Below are 20,969 nucleotides of genomic sequence, written 5' to 3' on the forward strand. Positions count from 1 at the left end.
CGCCTCCGCCGCGACGGACTTCCTGCCCTTGCTGGAGCGGCGATCGGCAGCGCCGGACCGGGCTTCATCGCGGGGCCCGACAGCGTCGGCGCAGGCGGCCCGCAGCCCGTCGTCCCGAACGGCGACGACACCGGCCGCACCGGATGCCGGTCCTGCGCCGGACGCCGGGTTGTCCGAGCCGGCCTCCACCGCGATGCCTGTCGCTGGGGCAACCCCGGACGCTACCGGCGCCGCGCCCGACCCGTCCACGGAGGTGGATCTCGAGAGGACGTCCGACGCACTCCAGCAGTCGGAGACCGCCCCGGCCGGTCAGACGCCCCCCCCGGTCGCGATCATGCAGCCCGCGCCCCCGGCTTCCGCCGCGATCCGGCCGTCCGAGGGGACGGCGCCGGCGATGCAAGCGGAGGCCGCCCCGGCGAATCCGATCGCACTCCCGGCCGCGCTTCCGGCCTCCGCCGGCACGCAGCCGCCAGCGGGTACGGAGCCGGCGATGCCGGGCACCGCTCCCTCCGCCGCGCAGCGCTCGGCCGCCGCGTTCGCGGCCCAGGCGGGGAAGACCGAGCCTGACGCCGAGTCCGGCGAGCCGTCATCGACGCCGCAGGATGTCGCCGATTCGGGCCAGGCCGGGGCCGGTCTTGCCGGAGTCCTGGCCGCGCTCCAGCCCGCGACCCCGGCCACGATGTCGTCGGCCAGCCCGACTCAGCCCCCACCGGCGACCCGGACAGGCGAGGTCGCCGCCTCGGTCGCCGGAGCGCAGCTTGCAAGCGCGGCCGCATCCGCCCCGCGCGGCGCGTCCCGCCCGGGCGGGGGCGAGGCCGCGACGTCGAGCGATTCGGCTGTGTCTACGAAGGACGGCGAGGCCGCGTCATTCCTGGCGGCGAATGCCGACCCCTCGGCGCTCCTCGCACAGACACCCGCCCCGGCGCCGGCAGCCCAAACGCCCGCGTCCCAGGCGGCGATGACGGTCGGGCACGAGGCCCAGACCCCGGCGCCCATCCCCCTCGGGGCGGTGCCGATGACGATCGGCCTGCGCTCGCTCTCGGGCAGCAACACTTTCGAGATCCGCCTCGATCCGAAGGATCTCGGCCGGATCGAGGTCAACCTCGCCATCGACAAGGAGACCGGCGCGGTCCAGGCCAGCCTGGTGGTCGACCGGCCCGAGACCCTGGCGCTCCTCCAGCGCGACGCCGGCAACCTGCAGCAGGCGCTGACCCAGGCCGGTCTCGACGCCCCCGACGGCAGCATCTCCCTCAGCCTGCGCGGCGACGGGACCGGCGGCGGAGCGGACGGCCAAGGCTCGAACGGGCACGGCTCGAACGGGCAAGGGTCCGGTGCGCAAGGCTCGGGCGCGCAGGGCCAGCCGCGTCGAGCCGGCCAAGAGACCCAAATCCCGCTGGATGCCGTGTTGCAGCGCCTCTACGGCGCCGGACGCGGCATCGACATCCGAATCTGAGGAAACGATCCCATGGCGTCCGGCATCAGCAGCACCACGAGCGGCACCGCCACGGGTGCGGCCACCAAGACCGCGTCGCAGGAACTGGCGGGCAACTTCACGCAGTTCCTGACGCTGCTCACCACGCAGCTGAAGAATCAGAACCCCCTCGATCCGATGGATACCAACCAGTTCACGCAGCAACTCGTGCAGTATGCAGGCGTCGAGCAGCAGCTGAAGTCGAACGACCGCCTCGATTCGATTCTGAGCAACGCGAAATCGTCGAGCGCGGCCTCGGCCACGGGGTTCATCGGCCAGACCATCACGGCGGACGGCAGGACCACCGCCCTGAAGAGCGGCGCGGCCAGCTGGACCCTGACCCCGGCCCGGGCCGCCACGCAGGCCCGAATCACGATCAGCGACGCCAAGGGCAACGTGGTCGCGACCCAGACCAAGGCGCTGGCCGCCGGCGTCCAGACCTTCGCCTGGGACGGCCGCTCCACCAGCGGCTTCACCTCCGCCGACGGCACCTACGCGATCAAGGTGGACGCGGTGGACGCGACGGGCGCCAAGGTGGCGGTCGACACCCAGGTGGCCGGGACCGTGGACGGCGTCGACCTCACCGGGACGGAACCGGTGCTCCTGCTCGGCACGACCCGGATCCCGCTCTCGGCCGTTCAGAACATCGGCGCGAAGTTGTCCACATGAACGCCGTATGATTCCAAAGCGATCGAACCGCTTCAAGATATCTTAAGCGGGCAGGACTAGCTTCCAATCTCGACAGGTCAGTCGAGTTGTAGAGCGTATCATGACCGAACCAAGCCGCCCGAGAGTGAAGTACGTGATCGGGCCTGATGGAAGTCCGTTAACCATTGCGGATCTTCCGCCGACCACCACCCGTCGATGGGTCATCCGTCGGAAGGCCGAAGTGGTCGCCGCCGTCAGGGGCGGTCTGCTCAGCCTCGAAGAAGCCTGCCAGCGCTACACCCTCACCACCGAGGAATTCCTGAGCTGGCAGTTCTCCATCGATCAGCACGGTCTGGCCGGCCTGCGCACCACGCGCATCCAGCACTACCGGCACTGAGCGCGAGCCCGCCGGGGCATCGGTCGAACAACCAGGGCCCCGTCATCGGAAGCCGCGTCCCCTCACCCGGGCGCGGCTTTCGCGTTTCCGGAGCCGGGGGCGGCGGCTTGCGTGCCATTCGTTAACCGGACGCTAACCATGGCCTGGGCAAATTTTGCCGGGCGAGCGCGGAGTGTCCGTCGCCGCGGGTCGGATGGGTGCGTGGCGTCGTGAAACCGGTCTTCGACCTCGTGGCAAAGCTCGGACCGGCGCGGCTCGCCGCCATGGCCGCCGTCACGATGACGCTGATCGGCTTCTTCGCCTTCGTGATCCTGCGCGTCTCGAAACCCGACATGGGCGTGCTCTTCGCCGACCTGTCGATGTCGGATTCCTCGGCCGTGATCCGCGACCTCGATGCGCGCGGCATCAAGTACGAGACCCGGGGCGATGCCGGCCAGACCGTGATGGCGCCCCGCGCCGACCTGCCGCGCCTGCGCATGGACCTCGCCGGCAAGGGCCTGCCGAGCCAGGCCGGCGTCGGCTACGAGATCTTCGACAAGGGCGACGCCTTCTCGTCCACCAACTTCGTCCAGAACGTGAACCACCTGCGGGCGCTGGAGGGCGAACTGTCCCGCTCGATCCGGGCGATCGGGCGCGTTCAGGCCGCCCGCGTCCACCTCGTGATCCCGGAGCGCCGCCTGTTTGAGCGCGACCGCGAGAGCCCGAGCGCCGCCATCGTGCTGAAACTGATGGGCGACCTCGACGCTTCGCAGGTGCGGGCCATCCGCCACCTCGCGGCGTCGGCGGTGGAGGGCCTCAAACCCGAGCGCGTCTCCATCGTGGACGAGCGCGGGCGGCTCCTGGCCGACGGCGCGCGGGGGGCCGAGGCCGAGACCGGGGCCGGCATGGAGGAGAAGCAGGTCGGCATCGAGCGGCGCCTGCGCTCCCAGATCGAGGAGATCATCGCGGGCATCGTCGGGGCCGGGCGCGCCCGCGTCCAGGTCAGCGCCGAGCTCGACCTCAACCGCATCGAGAGCCGCTCGGAGAGCTACGATCCCGAGAGCCGGGTCGTGCGCTCCACCCAGACCCGCAGCGAGAACGCCCTCTCGGGCGGCGCCGAGGGCGCGGTCAGCGTCGGCAACGAGTTGCCCGGCGCCAACCAGCCCGGACAGGCCCCGGCCCAGAAGGATTCGACGAACAAGAACGAGGAGACCACCAACTACGAGATCTCCCGCGTGACGAAGACCGAGGTCGCCGAGGGCGGCCGGGTCAAGCGGCTCTCGGTGGCGGTGGTGATCGACGGCGCCTACGTGGCCGGGCCCGACGGCAAGGCGGTCTATCAGCCGCGCCCGGCGGCGGAGGTCGAGCTGATTGCCGCCCTGGTTCGCACCGCCATCGGTTTCGACAAGGCGCGGGGCGATCAGGTCGAGGTGGTGAACCTGCGCTTCGCCGAATCGCCCGCGCAGGCCGCCTTCGTGGAGCCGAGCCTGGTCCAGGCGCTGCTCAGCCCCTCCAAGGAGGAGGTGATGCGCATCGTCGAACTCGCCGTCCTCACCATGCTGACGCTGATCGTGCTGATGGCGGTGGTCCGCCCGCTCCTCAAGAAGGTGCTGGCGTCCGATCCGATCCAGATCGCCCTGGTCGCCGGGGCCGGGGGCGCCGGCGCCGTCGCGGGGAGCCCGGAGGCGCTCTTGGCCCAGCCCGAGAACGCCACCGCGCGCCTCGTGGATTTCGCCCAGCTCAACGGCAAGGTCCAGGCCGAGACGGTACAGCGCGTGGTCGACATGGTCCGCGCCAGCCCGAGCGAGACCGTGGAAGTTCTCCGCAACTGGATTCACGAGAGCTGATGCCGATCCCCCCTCACGCAGCCGCGAGGCGTTGAGCCCATGTCGTCGGGACTGAACATCCAGGCCGAGCTTGCCAAGGGCAGCAACGGCGCCTTCGGGGCCATGACGGGCGCCCAGCGCGCCGCCGCGCTGCTCCTGCTGCTCGGCGAGAGCGAAGGCGCGCCGATCTGGCAGATGCTCGACGAGGACGAGGTCAAGCTCGTCTCGCACGCCATGGTTCAGCTCGGCTCCCTGGAGGCCGAGACGGTCGAGAAGCTCATCGTCGACTTCGTCTCGCGCCTGTCGTCGGGCGGCGGCATCACGTCGAACTTCGAGCGCACGGAATCGCTCCTCCTGAAGATCTTTCCGAGCGAGCAGGTCTCGGCGATCATGGCGGAGATCAAGGGCGCCTCGGGCAAGCGCGTCTGGGCGAGCCTGACCCAGATCGACCCCGAGATCCTGGCCTCGTTCCTGCGCAACGAGTACCCGCAGACCGTGGCGGTGGTGCTCTCCAAGGTGCGCTCGGACTACGCCGCCAAGGTGCTGACCATCCTGCCCGAGGAATTCGCCATCGACGTCCTCAGTCGGATGCTCCGGATGGAGACGGTCCAGAAGGAAGCCCTGCGCCACATCGAGGAGACCCTGCGGGTCGAGTTCGTGTCCACCATCGCGCAGACCACCCGGCGCGACGCCCACGAACTCATGGCCGACGTCTTCAACGCCTTCGACCGGCAGACGGAGGGACGGTTCCTCACGGCCCTCGACCAGGCCAACCGGGGCTCGGCCAAGAAGATCCGCCAGCTCATGTTCACCTTCGAGGACCTGCTCAAGCTCGATGCGGGCAGCGTCCAGACGCTGCTGCGCAAGGTCGACAACGAGACCCTGTGCCGCGCGCTCAAGGGTGCCGACGAGCGCGTGCGCGGCTTCTTCCTGAAGAACATGTCCACCCGGGCGGCCAAGAACATCACCGACGAGATGGGTTCGCTCGGGCCCATCCGCCTCAAGGACGTCGACGAGGCCCAGGCCAAGATGACCGAACTCGCCAAGGATCTGGCCGAGAAGGGCGAGATCATGATCGCCAAGTCGAGCGGCGAGGAGGAGCTGGTCTATTGAACGCGCGCCGGTTCCTCTTCGACACCGATTTCCGGCCCCGCCCGGACAATCCCGTCCACGCGCAGGAGGCGGCCGCCCAGGCGGAAGCCGTGGCGCGGGCCGAGGCCGAGGCCTATGCGCGGGGCCTGCGCGACGGCCAGGCCCTGGCCGAGCAGCAGGTCCAGGCCCGGCTCTCGGACGCCGTCACCCGCCTCGGCCTCGCCGCCGCCGGCCTCATCGGCCAGTCCGACGCCCGGGATGCGGCCCGCGAGGACGAGGCGATGGATTTCGCCATCGCGCTCGCGCGCAAGATCGCCGGCGAAGCCCTCGACGCGCATCCGCTGGCCGCCATCGGCGACGCGGCGCGGGCCGCGCTCCAGCACCTGCGCGGCGTGCCCCACCTCGTCGTCCGGGTCCACGAGAGCCTCGTCGACGAATCCGAGGCCCTGGTGAAGCGCCTGGCGCGCGAGCGCGGCTTCGAGGGCCGCCTCGTCGTCCTCGGCGAACCCGACCTCGCCCCGGGCGACGCCCGCATGGAATGGGCCGATGGCGGCGTCGTCCGCGACCGCGCCCGCATCGAGGGCGCCGTCCTGTCCGCCCTCGGCATCGTCGCCTGATCCCCGAACCCGCGAGCCCCCATGTCCGACGATTTCAGCCTGCCCCAGCTCAACGGAACGGATGCCTCCTTCGACGGGCTCGGCACCGAATCGATCCGCGAGGCCCCGACCACGCCGAAAAGCGCCGCCGACCTCGAACAGGTCTTCGACGTGCCCGTCATGGTCTCGGCGGTGCTCGGCTCCTCGCGCATGCCGATCGGCGACCTGCTCCGGCTCCAGCCCGGCGCCGTGCTGGAACTCGACCGCAAGGTCGGCGAGGCCATCGACATCTACGTGAACAACCGCCTCGTGGCCCGCGGCGAGGTCGTCCTCGTCGAGGAACGCCTCGGCGTGACCATGACCGAGATCATCAAGAGCGACCACTGAGCCCCTGCCCTTCCGGCCGCCGCGCGCCCCCCGCGCGAAGCCGACCCTGACGGAGACCCTCGGCCATGCGCCTCCTCATCATCGGACGCCTGAACGGCGAACTGATCACCGCCTCGAAGATCGCCATGAACCGGGGGGCGGCCGTCACCAACGCCGAGAGCCTCGCCCAGGGGCTCGCGGTGCTGCGCGCCAAGGGCGCGGACCTCATCATGATCGACGTCGCCCTCGCGATCCGCGACCTCGTCACGGCGCTCGCCGCCGAGCGCATCCGCACGCCCGTGATCGCCTGCGGGGTCGCCACCGACGCCAGGGCGGCGGTCGCGGCGATCGAAGCGGGCGCGCGGGAATACATTCCCCTGCCGCCGGACCCGGAGCTGATCGCCGCCGTCTTGCAGGCGGTCTCCGAGGACGGGCGCGCCTTCGTCTGGCGCGACGCCTCCATGGAGCGGGTGGTCAAGCTCGCCGAGCAGGTGGCGCGCTCTGAGGCCTCCGTTCTCATCACCGGCGAGAGCGGAACCGGCAAGGAGGTGCTGGCCCGCCACGTCCACGGCAAGTCGAACCGGGCCAACCGCCCCTTCGTCTCCGTGAACTGCGCCGCGATCCCCGAGGCGCTCCTCGAATCCGAACTGTTCGGCCACGAGAAGGGCGCCTTCACGGGGGCGGTGGCCCGCCGCATCGGCCGCTTCGAGGAGGCGCATGGCGGAACCCTGCTCCTCGACGAGATCTCCGAGATGGACGTGCGGCTGCAATCGAAGCTGCTGCGCGCCCTCCAGGAGCGGGTGATCGACCGCGTCGGCGGCACCGCGCCGGTCAAGGTCGACATCCGCGTGCTCGCCACCTCGAACCGCAACCTCGTGGAGGAGGTCCGCAAGGGCACGTTCCGCGAGGACCTGTACTACCGGCTGAACGTGGTGCACCTGCGCCTGCCGCCCTTGCGCGAGCGCCCCGGCGACATCCTCGAACTCGCGGCCCACTTCGCCCGCAAGTACGCCGAGGTGAATGGGATGCCGGTGCGGCCGCTCAGCGCCGAGGCGCAGGGGCTGGTGCGGGCCAACCCGTGGCGCGGCAACGTGCGCGAACTCGAGAACACCCTGCACCGGGCGGTGCTGCTCGCCTCGGGCCCGGAGATCGGCCCGGAGGCGATCCTGACGCCGGAGGGGGACAGCATCGCGCCGGTTTCGGCCGGGCCGGCCGAGCGCGCGGCGCGGGTGGCCGAGGCCGCCACCCGCGGCCTCGTGGGTCAGACCGTGGCGCAGGTGGAATGCGACCTCATCCTCGACACCCTCGACCACTGCCTCGGCAACCGCACGCACGCGGCCAAGATCCTCGGCATCTCGATCCGGACCCTGCGCAACAAGCTCAACGAGTACGTGGATGCCGGCCTCTCCGTGGCCGAGCCCGGCAGCGTGCGGGCCATGGCCGCCTACGGCTGACACGAAGTCTCGGCGAGCCTGACCTGGAGGTCAGCCTCCCTGAGGCCTGGCGGACGACCTCTGCCGCACCGTCGCGCGGGGGAACCTCGCTGCGTCAGCTTCGTCGAGAACCGGTCCAGGCCGGACGACAGGCCGGTCCGCGCCGCGGATCAGGCCTTCTCGGCACCCATCTGGACGGAATGCGCCCGCTCCAGCTTTTCGAAGGAGAGGAACCGCGCGATGTCGGATTCGACGTCGCGGATCGTCTCCTCGACGAGGTGCTGCTGCAGGGCGATGCGCGGATCGTCCGGGGTCAGACCGTCCCGGGTCTGGAGCCGTTCGACGGCCTGCTTCACGACGCTGTAGACCGCCTCCCGTTCGGCGCGGGACATCGCGGGGTTCACGGCGCGGGCGACGAGATCGCTGAACTCGGACATGATCGGCAGGGCTCGGTGAGGCGGTCGGGCGTGAGGGTCCGGGCGGTCGGCAATCAGAGCCGCTGGTCGTTGATGCCCGCGATGATCAGGGCGATGGAGCTCCAGACCACGAGGCAGCAGAAGAACACCACCAGGATCGCGTGCCCGCGCAGCGGATAGAGCGAATCGCCCGGCAGCGCCGGCTCCACGAAGGTCGCGAGGAAGATCTGCTGCTTGCCGGCCGCGATGCGGGCCCGGTCGACCATCAGGTTGGCCGATTCGTTGAGCTTGCCCGCGATGGTGCGCTCGACCTGGAGACCCTCGAACTCCAGGAGCGCCTTCGTCATGTTGTTGGTGATGTCCGGTCCCGTGCCCGCCTCGGTGGTGAGCTGGTCGGTGAGCTTCTTGATCTGCTGGTCGAGGGCGGTCACGAGCGAAACGAGGTTCTGGACGCTGCGCGACTTCTCGTCGAGATTCGAGCCGCGCAGCACCGCGAGGTCGGATTCCGCCTTCAGCCGCTCCTTGCGCAGGCCGCCGATCGTGGTGAGCATGGCCTCCGCGGTCTTGGCCGGATCGATGATGCCCCAGCGGTTGCGGTAGGTCTGGAGGGCCAGGTGGGCCTTGCGCAGGCGGTCCTGCGCCTTGGCCGCGTCCCCCTCGGCGTGGGCCAGCATGTCGGCCTGGGCGCGCCGGGAGATGTCGTTGATCAGCCGCTCGCTGCGGGCGACCACGTCGCGGGCGATGACGAGGGCGTCCTCCGGCGTGAAGGCCCGCACGTTGAGGGTGATGATGCCGGAGATCGGTTCGATCCGGGTGGTGACGCGATGGCGCCAGTACTTCACCAGTTCCTCGACCGGCTGGTTCGTGTCGTAGCGCTCCCAGAAGTCCACGCCCGGGCGCGAGAACATCGTCGAGACCTTCAGGCTGGCCTCCACCGCTGAGACCAGGGTCTGGCTCTGGATGTAGTCCTTGACGATGAAGCTGTCCTGGCTGTTGTGCTTCTGGGCGAGCCCCACGAAGGCCGTGGACGAACTCTCCTCCATCGGCTCGACGTTGCCGCGCACGGCGAATTGCGCCGTGGCGATGTACTGGTCGCTGGCGAAGGCGTAGAAATAGAACGCCGCCATCAGGGTCGGCAGCAGCACGAAGATCGCGAACTGCTTGATCACGCCGCCGATGATGTTCTGCGGGCGGGAGGGCGGCCGGCGGATGCCCGGCAGGCGGCGCCAGTCGAGGCGCTCGCGCGCCCGGCGCAGGAGCACGGGCAGCCGGTCGGGCGCGACGGGGGTGACCGTCTCGGCGTTGCGCCGCAGATCCGGCACGGAGCGCAGCGCGAGGTCGATCATCCCGCGTACGCGGTCCGTCGGCTTGATCTCGTCGACCTTCATGGGTTCCGGTTTCCAGGGGCTCGGCGCGGCCAGGTCACGGGTGACATCCGGGTCGCGCACCGTGCCGCGCGCGCCCCTCGACGTTGCAAATGGTCACGCCTGCGGAGCCCTCGCGACACGTTGCCGTTGTTACCGGCAATCCCGTGTTTTTCGGCCCTTTTTAAGGCGTCGCTTTCCCCGTATCGGGTCGGCGCGACGGGGTGTGCGGAGTCTGGGGGTTTCATGGACAGCAAGGACGGGACCGCGCCGAGGCCGGCACGGATCCGCATGGCCCGCGCCGGGTTCTCCGAACTCGTGCTCGTCTGCACGAAATGCGTCAAGCGCCAGGGCCTGAAGAAGGGCGCCCTGCGCTCACGCATCAAGCGCGAGTTGAAGGGCCGGGCCATGCCCGGCAAGCCGCGGGTCGTCGAGGTCGGCTGCCTCGGCCCCTGCCCGAAGCGGGCGCTTGCCGTCGCCACCGCCGACAGCTTGGCCAAGCAGCGCATCCACCTTCTCGACCCCGCCGCCACCCCGGCCCAGGCAGTCGACGCGCTCTTCCCCGATTTCGGCCCCAAAGGAAGCCTAACCGGAGACCTGACCCGCACGCGGGGGCCGTGAGGCGCCCGCGCACCGCCTGAGCGCGCCCGGCGCGCCGCCCGCTTCCCTCACCGGCGCGCCCCGCGCGCCGGACTTGCCGCGAGCCAGCCGCTTGACCGATCCCGCCCTCGACACGGACCGACCCCGTCCGGCCCGCTCCCTCGGCCGCGCGGTGCTGCGGCGGCTGCCGCTCGTCGGCACGCTGCTGGGGCTCGCCCTCGGGACGTGGCTCGTGGCCACCAACGATCTCGGCGCGATCGCGGATGCCTTCGGCCGCGTCGGCGCCCCGGGCCTCGCCGCCATCGTGCTCGTGCGCGTCCTCATCCTCCTCCTGTGCGGCATGGCCTGGGGCCAGACGATCCGGGGACTGGCGGGGATCGGACAGGCCGGGTCCGGCGCCTTCGCGCTCCTGCGCTTCGTGCGCGAGGGCATCAACGTGCTCCTGCCGGTCGCCTCCGTGGGGGGCGACGTCGTCGGCGGGCGCCTGCTGACCTTCTGGGGCGCGACGGGGGCCCTGGCGGCGGCCTCCATCATGGTCGACATGCTGTTCCAGGCCGGCACGCAGGCCGTCTTCGCGCTCCTCGGCGTCGGGCTGCTGCTCCAGGTCAACGGTGAATCGGCCCACGCCCTCGCCACCTGGGTGCTGCGGGCGCTCGCGGTCACCGCGATCCTCCTCGCCGGGTTCGTGGCGGCCCAGCGCAGCCCGGCGGCGCGGGCGGTCGCGCGGCGCGTCGTGGCCTGGGGCCGCCGGGCCCTACGTGGGCCCGAGGCCGCCGCTTCACCGGAAGGCGGCGTTTACGGCGCCCTCGACGCGATCTGGGCCCCCGCGCGCCGGGGCAACCTCGCGGCCTCGATCCTGCTCCACCTCGCGGCTTGGCTGCTCGGCGCGGTGGAGATCGGCATCGCGCTCGCCTGCATCGGCGTCCCGTCGGTCGGCGTCGCCGAGATCCTCATCATCGAGGCGCTGAGCCAGGCCATCAAGTCGGCGGCCTTTCCGGTGCCGAGCGGCCTCGGCGTGCAAGAGGGCGGCTTCGTGCTCCTCGGCGGGTTGTTCGGCATCGATGCGGGCACCGCGCTGGCGCTCTCGCTGGTCAAGCGGGTGCCGGACGTGGTTCTGGGCCTGCCCGCCCTGATCCTCTGGCAGACGCTGGAGGCGCGCCGCGGGACCATCCTGCCGCCGCGCGCCTGAACCGTTCCGCATGCGTCACCCGATGGCAGGTCAGCGGTGAGGAGCCTCATCCCGGTCGCGGCCCTCGTCGCCAGCATGGTCTCCCTCAGCGTCGGGACCTCGTTCGCCAAGCACCTGTTCGCCACGGTGGGCGCCGAGGGCACGACCGCCCTGCGGGTCGGCCTCGCGGCTCTGATCCTCGTCGCGGTCTGGCGCCCCTGGCACCTGCGGCCGAGCCGGGCGGATGCCGGCGCGCTCCTGCTCTACGGCGGCGTGCTCGGCGCGATGAACCTGCTCTTCTACCTGTCCCTGCGGACGATTCACCTGGGGCTCGCCATCGCCATCGAGTTCTCCGGCCCCCTCACCCTCGCGCTTGCCCATTCGCGCCGGCCGATCGACTTCGTCTGGATCGCCTGCGTTGTGCTCGGCCTCGGGCTCCTGCTGCCGCTCGCGGGCCTCTCCGGCGGGCTCGATCCGGTCGGTGTGGCCTGTGCTCTCGGGGCCGCCCTGTGCTGGGCGCTCTACATCGTCTTCGGCCAGCGCGTCGGCCACCTGCACGGCGGCCATTCCGTCGCCATCGGCATGTCGGTGGCCGCCCTGGTGGTGCTGCCCTTCGGGATCGCGAGCGCGGGTGCCGCCCTCCTCGATCCGGCGACCCTCGCGTTCGGCCTCGCCATCGCGGCCCTGTCGAGCGCCCTGCCCTACTCCCTGGAGATGGTGGCGCTGAAGCGCCTGACGAAGCAGAGCTTCGGTGTCCTCCTCAGCCTGGAGCCGGCCATCGGCTCGCTGGCCGGCCTCGCCATCCTCGGCGAGCGCCTGAGCGGCACGGAATGGCTCGCCATCACCTGCATCGTCGTGGCCTCGGTGGGCAATACGGTGAGCACCCAGCGGCGGCGTCCCCTGGCCACGCCGATTCTGCCGGCCTGACGCAGGCTCGCGTGCTAGATCGGGATGAAGTGGCAATCGGCCCGGGATGATCTTGCAGTCTACTTGCCTAATCAGACTGGGTCGACTGCGTACTTATCCCGGAAATTCTCTATAAACGCAGATACTTGTGGCCGAGGCGCAACATTGCGCCAGAACAATCGGATACATACCAGATATTCAGGGGTCGGCGACGCGTCGTGCATTGCCCGGCTCCCTTGAGCGCGGCATTGTCCATGTCAGGCGCAGGCATGCGACCAGAAAATTAAAGACAAAAAAATTCAGAACGGGCTCAGGGAGTCGACGATGGCGATCAACTTCAACAACACCACCTATCCGCCCGGGTTTCTCGGCATCGACGACGGTGGCGTTCCGGCACAAAGGACGTTCCAGGTCGACGCGCCGTCGACCTATACTGTGCGCGTCAACGGAATTGTGAATCAGGCCGGCGACACGGTCACGATGACCTATGGCGCCGATGCGCCTGCCGGCTACGCGAATCGCGCCGTCACCCTGACGGCCTCGCCCCTCGACAATTCGACCCAGATCCTCTTCACCAGCACCGACATCCCGCCCGGCGAGGTTGATGCGGGCACCTACCGCTACCTCCTGTCGAACACGCAGGTCTACGGCAGCCCACCCCCGGCCGGACAGACACGGACGCGCTTCACCGCCGACGGCGACAACAACCTCAACAGCTACAACGTGGCGGCCGTGCCCTGCTTTGCCAGCGGCACGCTGATCCTGACGGATCGCGGTGAGGTCGCGGTCGAGGCGCTCGCGGTCGGCGACAGCGTGGTGACGGCCTCCGGCGCGCACCGGCCCATCGTGTGGATCGGCCAGCGCAGCATCGACTGCACCCGCCACCGGATCCCCGACGCGATCTGGCCGGTGCGCGTGCTCGCCGGCGCCTTCGGCGAAGGCCTGCCCAAGCGCGACCTCTGGCTCTCTCCGGACCATGCGGTGCGTGTGAGCGTGCTCGACGCGGTCCTGATCCCGGTCAAGCACCTCGTCAATGACGCGACCATCGCCCAGGTGAAGACCGAGACGGTGACCTACTGGCACGTCGAACTCGACGCGCACGACATCCTCGTCGCCGAGGGGCTGCCGACCGAGAGCTTCCTCGACACGGGCGTGCGCAACGGCTTCGAGAATGCCGGTGCGTTCATGGCGCTGCACCCCGATTTCACCCCGCTCTCCATGGATGGGTTCTGCCTGCCGCTGGTGCAGGAAGGCCCGATCGTCGATGCGGTGCGCGTCCGCCTGCTGGCTCGGGCCGCCGCCCTCGGCTGGACCCTGACCGACACTGACGACCTGCACGTGGTGGCCGACGGCGTCGCGATCCAGCCGGAGCGTGACGGGGCGATCGCCCGCTTCACGATCCCGGCCGGTACGGTCGAGGCCCGCCTCGTCTCGCGCAGCTTCGTACCGGAGCGCGTTCGGGTGGGCGCCGGCGACGGCCGCCGCCTCGGCCTACCCCTGCGCGGCCTCTCGGCCGTCGACGGCGCCGGCGTCGTCCGCAGCCTGCCGATCGACCATGCGCTGCTGACGGACGGCTACTCCTTCGTGCAGACCGCCGAGGGCGATGCCTGGCGCTGGACGGACGGCGATGCCGCGCTCCCGGCCGCGCTCTGGGCCGGCACCACGGATGCGGTGACGCTGACCGTCACGATCGCGGCCGAGCGCGGCACCCTGTCGGCTTGGCAGGCGCCGTCCGCCGTGGACGCCGTCACCGTGGCGGTCGACGCGACCGCCGACGCGGAGTGCGCCGCCTAAACCGAACCGTCCGGACGACGGACGCAACGACCCGGGCCGTCCTTTTGGCGGCCGGGGCACAGACCCCAACGGCGCCGGCGATCCTCCGATCGCGGGCGCCGTTCCACTTGTCAGCGATGGAGCAAGGGGCCGGGCGCAGGTTCAGGTGCCGCCGAAGCGGCAACGTGCTCAGAGTCGTCGCGACATTCGAGTGAAGATGCGTCGTCGGGTCCCGGCCCAAACCGATCGATCCGAGTGACAGGGGCCAGAACGAGAGATATAACGGCGCACCGTTGGGGGAAGTTCCCTTCATGACCTGCCATCTCGACCAGGGCATCAGGCCGGATACATCCGATGCGGTGCGGCTCGACGAACTGGCCGGGCTTCAGATCCTCGATACCCCTCCGGAGCAGGCGTACGACGACGTCGTTCAACTGGCCCGGCTCCTATGCGGAGCCCCAGTCGCCCTGGTCAGCCTCGTCGACGGCAACCGGCAATGGTTCAAGGCGCGCGCCGGCTTCCCGCCCTGCGAGACGGATCTGAGCGCGTCCGTCTGCGTCTATGCCCTGAGCGAGCCCGACCTCCTCGTAATCCCCGATCTCGCGGGCGACCCCCGTACCGCGCGGAACCCCCTCGTCACGGGCGAGCCGCATATCCGCTTCTATGCCGGGGCGCCCCTCCGGATGCCGAGCGGCCAGGTTCTCGGCAGCCTGTGCGTGCTCGACCATCAGCCGCGCCCGGACGGGCTGACGGACGACCAGGCGGACGGGCTGCGCCGCCTCGGGCGCCAGGTCACGACCCTCCTCGGCGAGCGCCGCCAGATCGCCCTGGTCAAGGCCGAGGAAATCTACGCCCGCGCGGCCTCGCTGCGGCGCGCCGCCCTGATCGAACTCGGGGATTTCCTGCGCCACGAATCGTCGATCCCCGCCATGACCCACCGGGCGGCCGAGATCGTGGGCCAGACCCTGGAGGCGAACCGGACCGGCTACGGCGAACTCGACGCCACCGGCGCCATCATCACCATCCATCGCGATTGGACCACCGCCGGCTCGGAGAGTCTGGTGGGGCGCCACCGCTCCCTGAACCACGAGACCTTCGGGCCCAGCCTGTCGCGCGGCGAGACCCTCGTGGTCAACGCGATGACGAACGATCCCCGCGCCCTCGACGGCGCCACGGATGGGGCCCGCAGGCCGATCGGCGCCCTCCTCAACGTTCCGGTGCGCGAGCGCGGGCGCAGCGTCGGGCTGTTCTTCGTGCACAGCGCGGCCCCCCGCGTCTGGCGGCCCGAGGAAATCGCCTTCGTCCGCAACGTCGCGGACCGCGTCCAGGTCGGCATCGCGCGGCTGCGCGCCGAGGAGCAGCAGGCGGTGCTCAACCGCGAACTCAGCCACCGCATGAAGAACATGCTGGCCATGGTCCAGGCCATCGCCACCCAGACCCTGCGCACGGCGCCCGACCTCGAGACGGCCCGGGACGTCCTGGCCGACCGGCTGATCGCCATGAGCAAGGCCCACGACCTGCTCCTCGCCGGCACCCGCGAGAGTGCGAGCATCGAGGCCATCATCCGGGGCGCCCTCGCGATTCACGACGATGCCCGCTCGGGGCGCCTGGGTTGCGAAGGCCCCTACGTGCAGGTCGGCTCCAAGGCCGCCCTGTCGCTCGCCCTGATGATGCACGAACTCGGCACGAACGCCGCCAAGTACGGCGCCCTGTCCTGCCCCACCGGCTCCGTGACCGTCGCCTGGTCCGTCGACGAGAGCGGCGCCGAGGCGATGCTGTCCCTGTGTTGGACCGAGCGCGGCGGCCCGGCGGTCGCCGCCCCCACGCACCGGGGGTTCGGCAGCCGGCTGATCGAGCGGGGCCTGGCCGGCGCGGTGGGGGGCACGGTGCGCACCACCTACGCGGAGACGGGGGTCGTCTGTGAACTCACCACACCGCTGCGCGGGATCGGCGCGGAGGACTAGGCTGGAAACCGCCTCAGTCCGGCTCGGCCAGGAGCCCTTCCACGAAGGCGGTCAGCCCGGTGCGGCGGGCGCGCTTCAGGCGCTCGGCGATGAGGATGCCCTCCAGGGAGCGGAAGGCGTCGTCGAGGTCGTCGTTGACGATGACGTAGTCGTACTCGCTCCAGCGCTGGATCTCCATCCGGGCGTTGGCGAGGCGCTTCTCGATGGTGTCGGGCGAATCCTCGGCCCGGCGCTCCAGGCGGTGGCGCAGCTCGGCGAGGCTCGGCGGCAGGATGAACACCGTGACCACGTCGTCGGTGAGCTTGGCCCGCACCTGCCGGGTGCCCTGGTAGTCGATGTCGAAGATCATGTCGCGGCCGGCGCCCAGCACCTTTTCCACGGGCTTGCGCGGGGTGCCGTAGAAATTGCCGTGCACCTCGGCCCATTCGAGGAGGTTGTCGGCGCTGCGCAGCGCGTCGAAGGCCTCGCGGTCGATGAACTGGTAGTGCTTGCCGTCGATCTCGGAGGGGCGGCGCTGGCGGGTCGTCACCGAGATCGAGACGTCGAGGCCCCACCTGTGATCGGACGCCAGTTGGCGCGTCAGCGTGGTCTTGCCCGCACCGGAGGGGGAGGACAGGATGAGGATGAACCCGCGCCGCCCGATCGTGGCATTCTCCTTCGTGGAGGCCTGCATCTGAGAAAAACCTACTCGACGTTCTGAACCTGCTCCCGGAATTGCTCCACCACGGCCTTCAAGTCGAGTCCGATCCGCGACAGGGTGATGTCGTTGGCCTTGGCGCACAGGGTATTGGCCTCGCGCCCGAGCTCCTGGGCCAGGAAATCGAGCTTGCGGCCGATGGGTCCGCCAGCGGCCAGCAGGTCGGCGGCGCTGGCGAGATGCGCCTGCAGACGGTCGAGTTCCTCGCGCACGTCGGCCTTCGCGGCAAGCAGTACCGCCTCCTGGTGCAGGCGGTCGGGGTCGAGGCCGCCGGCTTCCACGAGGCTCGCCACGGTGGCGGCGAGACGGGCCTTCACCGCCTCGGGCTTCCGGGCCGGGCAGGCCTCGGCCAGCGCCGTCAGCCGGGCCATTTCGGCGCGCTGACCCTCGATCACCCCGAGGAGGGCACGGCCCTCGGCGCGGCGGGCCTCCACGAGGTCGGCAACCAGCCGGACCACGCCCTCGGCCAGATCCCGGGCGAGCGCCTCGGTGTCGGCGCCCGGCTCCTCGTCGGCCTCGACCACCCCTCGGACCGCCAGGAGCCCGTCGAGGGTGGCGGGCGCGATGCCCTCGGGGCGCGGCACGCGGGCGACGGCCGCGGCGAGGTCGGCCAGCAGCGCCTCGTTGATCCGCACGCGGGGCGCCGTGTCGGCGCGGGTCAGGCTGAGGTTCAGCTGGCACTGGCCCCGGCTCAGGGTCTTCTGAAGGGCGGTGCGGGCGACCTCGCCGACGGCGTCGTAGCCGGTCGGCACCCGCAGGCGCACGTCGAGGCCGCGCCCGTTCACGCTGCGGACCTCCCAGGCCCATTGCATCGGGCCGGTCGTGCCGGACGCGCGGGCGAACCCGGTCATGCTGGAGAGGATCATGGTGTCGCTCTCCCTACGGCTGCTTGAGCACCGGCACGGTTTTCGGCGAGTTCAGGTCGAAGGTCTTGTTGCGCAGGGGGTCGAGGCGGGTGCCCTCCGAGGCGTCGAAGGCCTTGGGGCGCACGGTGCCGGGCTCCGGGGTCGCGGCCATGTTGGTGCCGTCGGGCGCGTAGGCGGAAGCCGCGCCGGGCACGGCTGGGGCGCCCGGCGGGTCGGCCTTGTCGACCACCGCGTCCGGGGTCGGGGCCTGGCGGGCCTTCTCGACCTGGCGCCAGCGGGCGACGTTGCGGGAATGGCCCTCCAGGGTCTCGGCGAAGGCGTGGCCGCCGGTGCCGTCGGCCACGAAGAACAGGTCCTTGGTGCGGGAGGGGTTGGCGACGGCTTCGAGCGCCGCGCGGCCCGGATTGGCGATGGGGCCCGGGGGCAGGCCCTCGATCACGTAGGTGTTGTAGGGCGTGGCCCGCTCGATCTCGGAGCGCTGGATGCCCCGCCCGAGGGTGCCGCGCCCGCCCACCAGCCCGTACACGATGGTGGGGTCGGATTGCAGCTTCATGCGCTTGTTGAGGCGGTTGACGAACACGCCGGCTACCCGGGGCCGCTCGTCGGCCCGGCCCGTCTCCTTCTCGACGATGGAGGCCAGCGTCACCATCTCGGCCGGGGTCTTCACCGGGATCTCGGCCGAGCGGCGCAGCCAGATCTGGTTCAGGACCTCGCGCTGCTTGGCGCGCATGAGGTTGACGATCTGCTGGCGGGTGGCGCCGCGCTCGAACTTGTAGGTGTCGGGCAGGAGCGAGCCCTCGGGGGGGATCTCGTTGATGTCGCCCGTGAGCACGTCGTTGTCGTTGAGGCGCACCACGATCTGCTCGGAGGTCAGCCCCTCCGGGAAGGTGATGGCGTGCTGCACCTGCCGGCCGGAGGCCAGGGTGTCGATGGCCTCGCCGATGCTGGCATGGGCCTTGAAGGTGTACTCGCCGGCCTTCAGCGCCTTGCCGGAGAGCCGGGCCGCCCACTCGAACAGGGCGGTGTGGCTGATGACGCCCTCGCGGGAGAGCGCCTCGGCGATCTCGCTGGTGCCGCTGCGGGGCGGGATCACCACGACCTTGTCGGCGGGCAGCGGCCCCGGCTCCTTGGTCTGGCGCTCGAACAGCGTCACGCCGATCATCACGGCGATGGCCAGAACGACCGAGGCGGTGAGCAGGCCGGAGATGCGGGCGAGCAGCCCGCCGCGCTCACGGACCGGACGGTCGGGCGGCGGCGGCGCGGCGGTGGGCTTGATCGCCTCGGAGGGGCTGCGCGGCGACAGGCGGTTGGGCAGGGCCGGCTCGTCGGAGGGGATCGGCGTCGGCGCCGGATCTGGGCGTTTGCGGAAGAACATGGACATCCTGTTCGGGCCTCAGGTCCCCACCCCGGCCGCCGCCGGATTTTTTAGGGGAGTCCGTGCACCCGAGTCGAGGGGGTGGGCGCAGGGGGCCGGCATTCTGACGCGCGAACTTGGTGGGTTTTGTGGCGGAATGGGGATTGCTTCGCCGAATGGTCAAGCTAGGAATCTGCCTCATTGACGATTGAGGTCCTGGGTCAGCACGGTTTCTGGCTTGATAAATCTCTAGCGGACGTTCCCTCTAATTTTGTAAGTAGGGCAACAAATATGGCGACAGGCACAAAAAGTATTAGCGGATAGAGACTCGAGCTTTAATAGGAAAAAAAATGCCATTGTTTACTGCAGGATATGAGGGAGCAAATATAGAGGAATTTGTCAGAACGATTTGCTCACAGGGAATGGAAGTAATAATCGATGTGAGACAACTTCCGCTTTCGCGTAAGCCGGGGTTTTCAAAATCTTCTTTCAGTAAAAATATCGAAGAAGCTGGAATTGATTATGTTCATGCCCCCATTTTTGGATGTCCAAAACTTATTCGGGACAAATTTAAGATCGATAAAGATTGGGCCGCATATGAAATTGAATTCCGTAAATACTTAAATGATAATTATCAAAAAGTCATTGAGCTTGCAGGCTTTGTAGAGAACATCAACACATGCTTAGTTTGTTTCGAGAGAGATTACCGCGCCTGTCATAGGAGCATTATATCTGATTTTGTGGAAAATATATCTCAAATTCGAACTATCCATCTAACTGTCAAATAAATTTGGCTGTAAAAAAATATCAGCGGGCTTTGGCGGATATATTAGACTTATAATTAGCCATTGGCTTGGAAATCTATGGATGTTTCCAACCAAAAACATCAAATTACTGCTTGGCAAAGCCACCTCAAGTTTTTGTCGAAATGGCTGTTCCCAATTTTCTCCATGCGATCTGCGAGTATTCCAGTACAGTGCCCCCGCCTCCCAGTCGACAATTTTTATCCTGTATTCTCCAACAGAACTTGTAAAACGATAGTAAAAACTGTATGGGATTTTCTTTAGTAATCGAATGTTGCTTCGATCGGTTTGATCGAAAAGGTCGAGCCGATTCTGGAGCTGAACAAGCTTGTTTTGCTCCTCTATTGTCCAATCAGGAGTCTCGGCTTTTGAAATTTCTAGTTTTAACCGGCAGTTTGTTTTTAAAATCGCAAGAGTCGTCCCTTCCTGAGAACGACTATTTTCGATTTCATATAAATCACGAAAAACTGGAAGATGTTCAATAAACTTGAGACGGTTCATCCAATTATTTTTAGTATCAATTGGTGCGCCATTACAGAGAATCGAGTCGACATTGACCCGAAAACTCTCGTTCCGATGATCATTACGCGTCTTAGATATTTGTGCTGTAATCCACTGCCACTTTTTGAATTTTTTATCCTCAGTGATCATGCGGAACGGTACTGGGTATAGTCGGATCAAATCGCCTTTATCAGATACACCAGCCACACATGAGGTTTCGGCATACTTTGAACTAGGGGATGGATAGGTTTTACATAGTATGAGTATCCGCGCCTGTTCAAAACGCATTGCATCACCCCGTTAATAATGAACGGAGTAGAGCACACGCTAGACGTGCATGTAAGCCGAGTCGCGAAAAATACTGGGAAACCGAACTAGTTTAGAGCTGCCTCAGATCAATCCACCTGCCGCATCACCAAGCTCGCATTCGTCCCACCGAACCCAAACGAGTTCGACAGCACCGTATCCACCCGCTTGCGCTTGGCCTCGTGCGGCACGAGGTCGATCGCGGTCTCCACGGACGGATTGTCGAGGTTGAGGGTCGGCGGCAGGATGCCGTCGCGGATGGCCAGGATCGAAAAGATCGCTTCCACGGAGCCGGCGGCGCCCAGGAGGTGGCCGATTGAGGACTTGGTGGAGGACATCGAGGCGCGTGCCGCGTGGTCGCCGAGGAGGCGCTCCACGGCCTTCAGCTCCAGCTCGTCGCCCATGGGCGTCGAGGTGCCGTGGGCGTTGATGTAGTCGAGGTC

General features: G+C 68.5%; 20 protein-coding genes and 1 pseudogene. 14 read left to right on the plus strand and 7 right to left on the minus strand.

The window, feature by feature from the left end; genetic code table 11:
- The first annotated feature begins 490 nt into the window (after nucleotides 1-490).
- The 8 genes from K2X24_RS09515 to K2X24_RS09550 all read left to right on the plus strand — a co-directional run bounded on the left by K2X24_RS09515 (nucleotide 491) and on the right by K2X24_RS09550 (nucleotide 7,829).
- On the plus strand, nucleotides 491-1,453 hold the full coding sequence (locus K2X24_RS09515) for a flagellar hook-length control protein FliK (protein WP_292497134.1): 963 nt from the start codon (nucleotides 491-493) through the stop codon (nucleotides 1,451-1,453).
- A 12-nt stretch (nucleotides 1,454-1,465) separates the two neighbouring features.
- The gene (locus K2X24_RS09520; protein WP_292497136.1) at nucleotides 1,466-2,140 is read left to right on the plus strand and encodes a flagellar hook capping FlgD N-terminal domain-containing protein; all 675 of its coding nucleotides are present in this window, start codon (nucleotides 1,466-1,468) and stop codon (nucleotides 2,138-2,140) included.
- A gap of 100 nt (nucleotides 2,141-2,240) precedes the next feature.
- On the plus strand, nucleotides 2,241-2,516 hold the full coding sequence (locus K2X24_RS09525) for a DUF1153 domain-containing protein (protein WP_018044452.1): 276 nt from the start codon (nucleotides 2,241-2,243) through the stop codon (nucleotides 2,514-2,516).
- A 209-nt stretch (nucleotides 2,517-2,725) separates the two neighbouring features.
- Nucleotides 2,726-4,342, plus strand: a complete 1,617-nt coding sequence (fliF, locus tag K2X24_RS09530; RefSeq protein WP_292497144.1) for a flagellar basal-body MS-ring/collar protein FliF — start codon at nucleotides 2,726-2,728, stop codon at nucleotides 4,340-4,342.
- 39 nt (nucleotides 4,343-4,381) lie between these two features.
- On the plus strand, nucleotides 4,382-5,434 hold the full coding sequence (fliG, locus tag K2X24_RS09535) for a flagellar motor switch protein FliG (protein WP_292497145.1): 1,053 nt from the start codon (nucleotides 4,382-4,384) through the stop codon (nucleotides 5,432-5,434).
- Nucleotides 5,431-6,030, plus strand: coding sequence for a FliH/SctL family protein (locus tag K2X24_RS09540; RefSeq protein ID WP_292497147.1), 600 nt, complete (start codon nucleotides 5,431-5,433; stop codon nucleotides 6,028-6,030). Before fliG ends, K2X24_RS09540 begins: the two co-directional genes overlap by 4 nt.
- A 21-nt stretch (nucleotides 6,031-6,051) precedes the next feature.
- Entirely contained in the window at nucleotides 6,052-6,396 is a 345-nt protein-coding gene (gene fliN / locus K2X24_RS09545) for a flagellar motor switch protein FliN (RefSeq protein ID WP_243911351.1), read from the plus strand.
- Nucleotides 6,397-6,461: 65 nt separating this feature from the next.
- Nucleotides 6,462-7,829 (plus strand): sigma-54 dependent transcriptional regulator, encoded by a 1,368-nt coding sequence (locus K2X24_RS09550; RefSeq protein ID WP_292497151.1) that lies wholly within the window; start codon nucleotides 6,462-6,464, stop codon nucleotides 7,827-7,829.
- Between the two features lie 149 nt (nucleotides 7,830-7,978).
- Here the strand turns inward: K2X24_RS09550 and K2X24_RS09555 are convergent, their stop codons facing one another.
- The gene (locus K2X24_RS09555; protein WP_292497153.1) at nucleotides 7,979-8,245 is read right to left on the minus strand and encodes a hypothetical protein; all 267 of its coding nucleotides are present in this window, start codon (nucleotides 8,243-8,245) and stop codon (nucleotides 7,979-7,981) included.
- A 53-nt stretch (nucleotides 8,246-8,298) separates the two neighbouring features.
- Nucleotides 8,299-9,612: a capsule biosynthesis protein gene (locus K2X24_RS09560; protein ID WP_292497156.1), complete on the minus strand. Its 1,314-nt coding sequence runs from the start codon at nucleotides 9,610-9,612 to the stop codon at nucleotides 8,299-8,301.
- Nucleotides 9,613-9,834: 222 nt separating this feature from the next.
- Here K2X24_RS09560 and K2X24_RS09565 point away from each other — a divergent pair, with 222 nt between their 5' ends.
- The 5 genes from K2X24_RS09565 to K2X24_RS09585 all read left to right on the plus strand — a co-directional run bounded on the left by K2X24_RS09565 (nucleotide 9,835) and on the right by K2X24_RS09585 (nucleotide 15,999).
- Nucleotides 9,835-10,209 (plus strand): (2Fe-2S) ferredoxin domain-containing protein, encoded by a 375-nt coding sequence (locus K2X24_RS09565; protein WP_238279766.1) that lies wholly within the window; start codon nucleotides 9,835-9,837, stop codon nucleotides 10,207-10,209.
- A 91-nt stretch (nucleotides 10,210-10,300) separates the two neighbouring features.
- Nucleotides 10,301-11,377 (plus strand): lysylphosphatidylglycerol synthase domain-containing protein, encoded by a 1,077-nt coding sequence (locus K2X24_RS09570; RefSeq protein ID WP_292497160.1) that lies wholly within the window; start codon nucleotides 10,301-10,303, stop codon nucleotides 11,375-11,377.
- A 75-nt stretch (nucleotides 11,378-11,452) separates the two neighbouring features.
- Nucleotides 11,453-12,283 (plus strand): DMT family transporter, encoded by an 831-nt coding sequence (locus K2X24_RS09575; protein WP_292497187.1) that lies wholly within the window; start codon nucleotides 11,453-11,455, stop codon nucleotides 12,281-12,283.
- Nucleotides 12,284-12,586: 303 nt separating this feature from the next.
- Nucleotides 12,587-14,056, plus strand: coding sequence for a Hint domain-containing protein (locus K2X24_RS09580; RefSeq protein WP_292497162.1), 1,470 nt, complete (start codon nucleotides 12,587-12,589; stop codon nucleotides 14,054-14,056).
- A 290-nt stretch (nucleotides 14,057-14,346) separates the two neighbouring features.
- Nucleotides 14,347-15,999 (plus strand): GAF domain-containing protein, encoded by a 1,653-nt coding sequence (locus tag K2X24_RS09585; protein WP_292497164.1) that lies wholly within the window; start codon nucleotides 14,347-14,349, stop codon nucleotides 15,997-15,999.
- Between the two features lie 13 nt (nucleotides 16,000-16,012).
- Here the strand turns inward: K2X24_RS09585 and gmk are convergent, their stop codons facing one another.
- The 3 genes from gmk to mltG are packed head-to-tail and all read right to left on the minus strand — an operon-like array spanning nucleotide 16,013 to nucleotide 18,937.
- The gene (gene gmk, locus K2X24_RS09590) at nucleotides 16,013-16,672 is read right to left on the minus strand and encodes a guanylate kinase (protein WP_292497167.1); all 660 of its coding nucleotides are present in this window, start codon (nucleotides 16,670-16,672) and stop codon (nucleotides 16,013-16,015) included.
- Nucleotides 16,673-16,683: 11 nt separating this feature from the next.
- Nucleotides 16,684-17,562: a YicC/YloC family endoribonuclease gene (locus tag K2X24_RS09595; protein WP_292497169.1), complete on the minus strand. Its 879-nt coding sequence runs from the start codon at nucleotides 17,560-17,562 to the stop codon at nucleotides 16,684-16,686.
- Nucleotides 17,563-17,575: 13 nt separating this feature from the next.
- Complete coding sequence (gene mltG, locus K2X24_RS09600; RefSeq protein WP_292497171.1) at nucleotides 17,576-18,937, minus strand: endolytic transglycosylase MltG; 1,362 nt, start codon at nucleotides 18,935-18,937, stop codon at nucleotides 17,576-17,578.
- Nucleotides 18,938-19,266: 329 nt separating this feature from the next.
- On the opposite strand from mltG, the gene K2X24_RS09605 reads away from it, so the two are divergent.
- On the plus strand, nucleotides 19,267-19,704 hold the full coding sequence (locus K2X24_RS09605) for a DUF488 family protein (protein WP_292497173.1): 438 nt from the start codon (nucleotides 19,267-19,269) through the stop codon (nucleotides 19,702-19,704).
- On the opposite strand, the gene K2X24_RS09610 is transcribed toward K2X24_RS09605, so the two are convergent.
- Complete coding sequence (locus tag K2X24_RS09610; protein ID WP_292497176.1) at nucleotides 19,690-20,508, minus strand: hypothetical protein; 819 nt, start codon at nucleotides 20,506-20,508, stop codon at nucleotides 19,690-19,692. The genes K2X24_RS09605 and K2X24_RS09610 overlap by 15 nt on opposite strands.
- Before the next feature lie 107 nt (nucleotides 20,509-20,615).
- Nucleotides 20,616-20,969: pseudogene (locus tag K2X24_RS09615) on the minus strand (beta-ketoacyl-ACP synthase II); the annotation flags it as partial.

Origin of the sequence: Methylobacterium sp. (assembly GCF_019750675.1) — a bacterium.
Classification (GTDB): Bacteria; Pseudomonadota; Alphaproteobacteria; order Rhizobiales; family Beijerinckiaceae; genus Methylobacterium.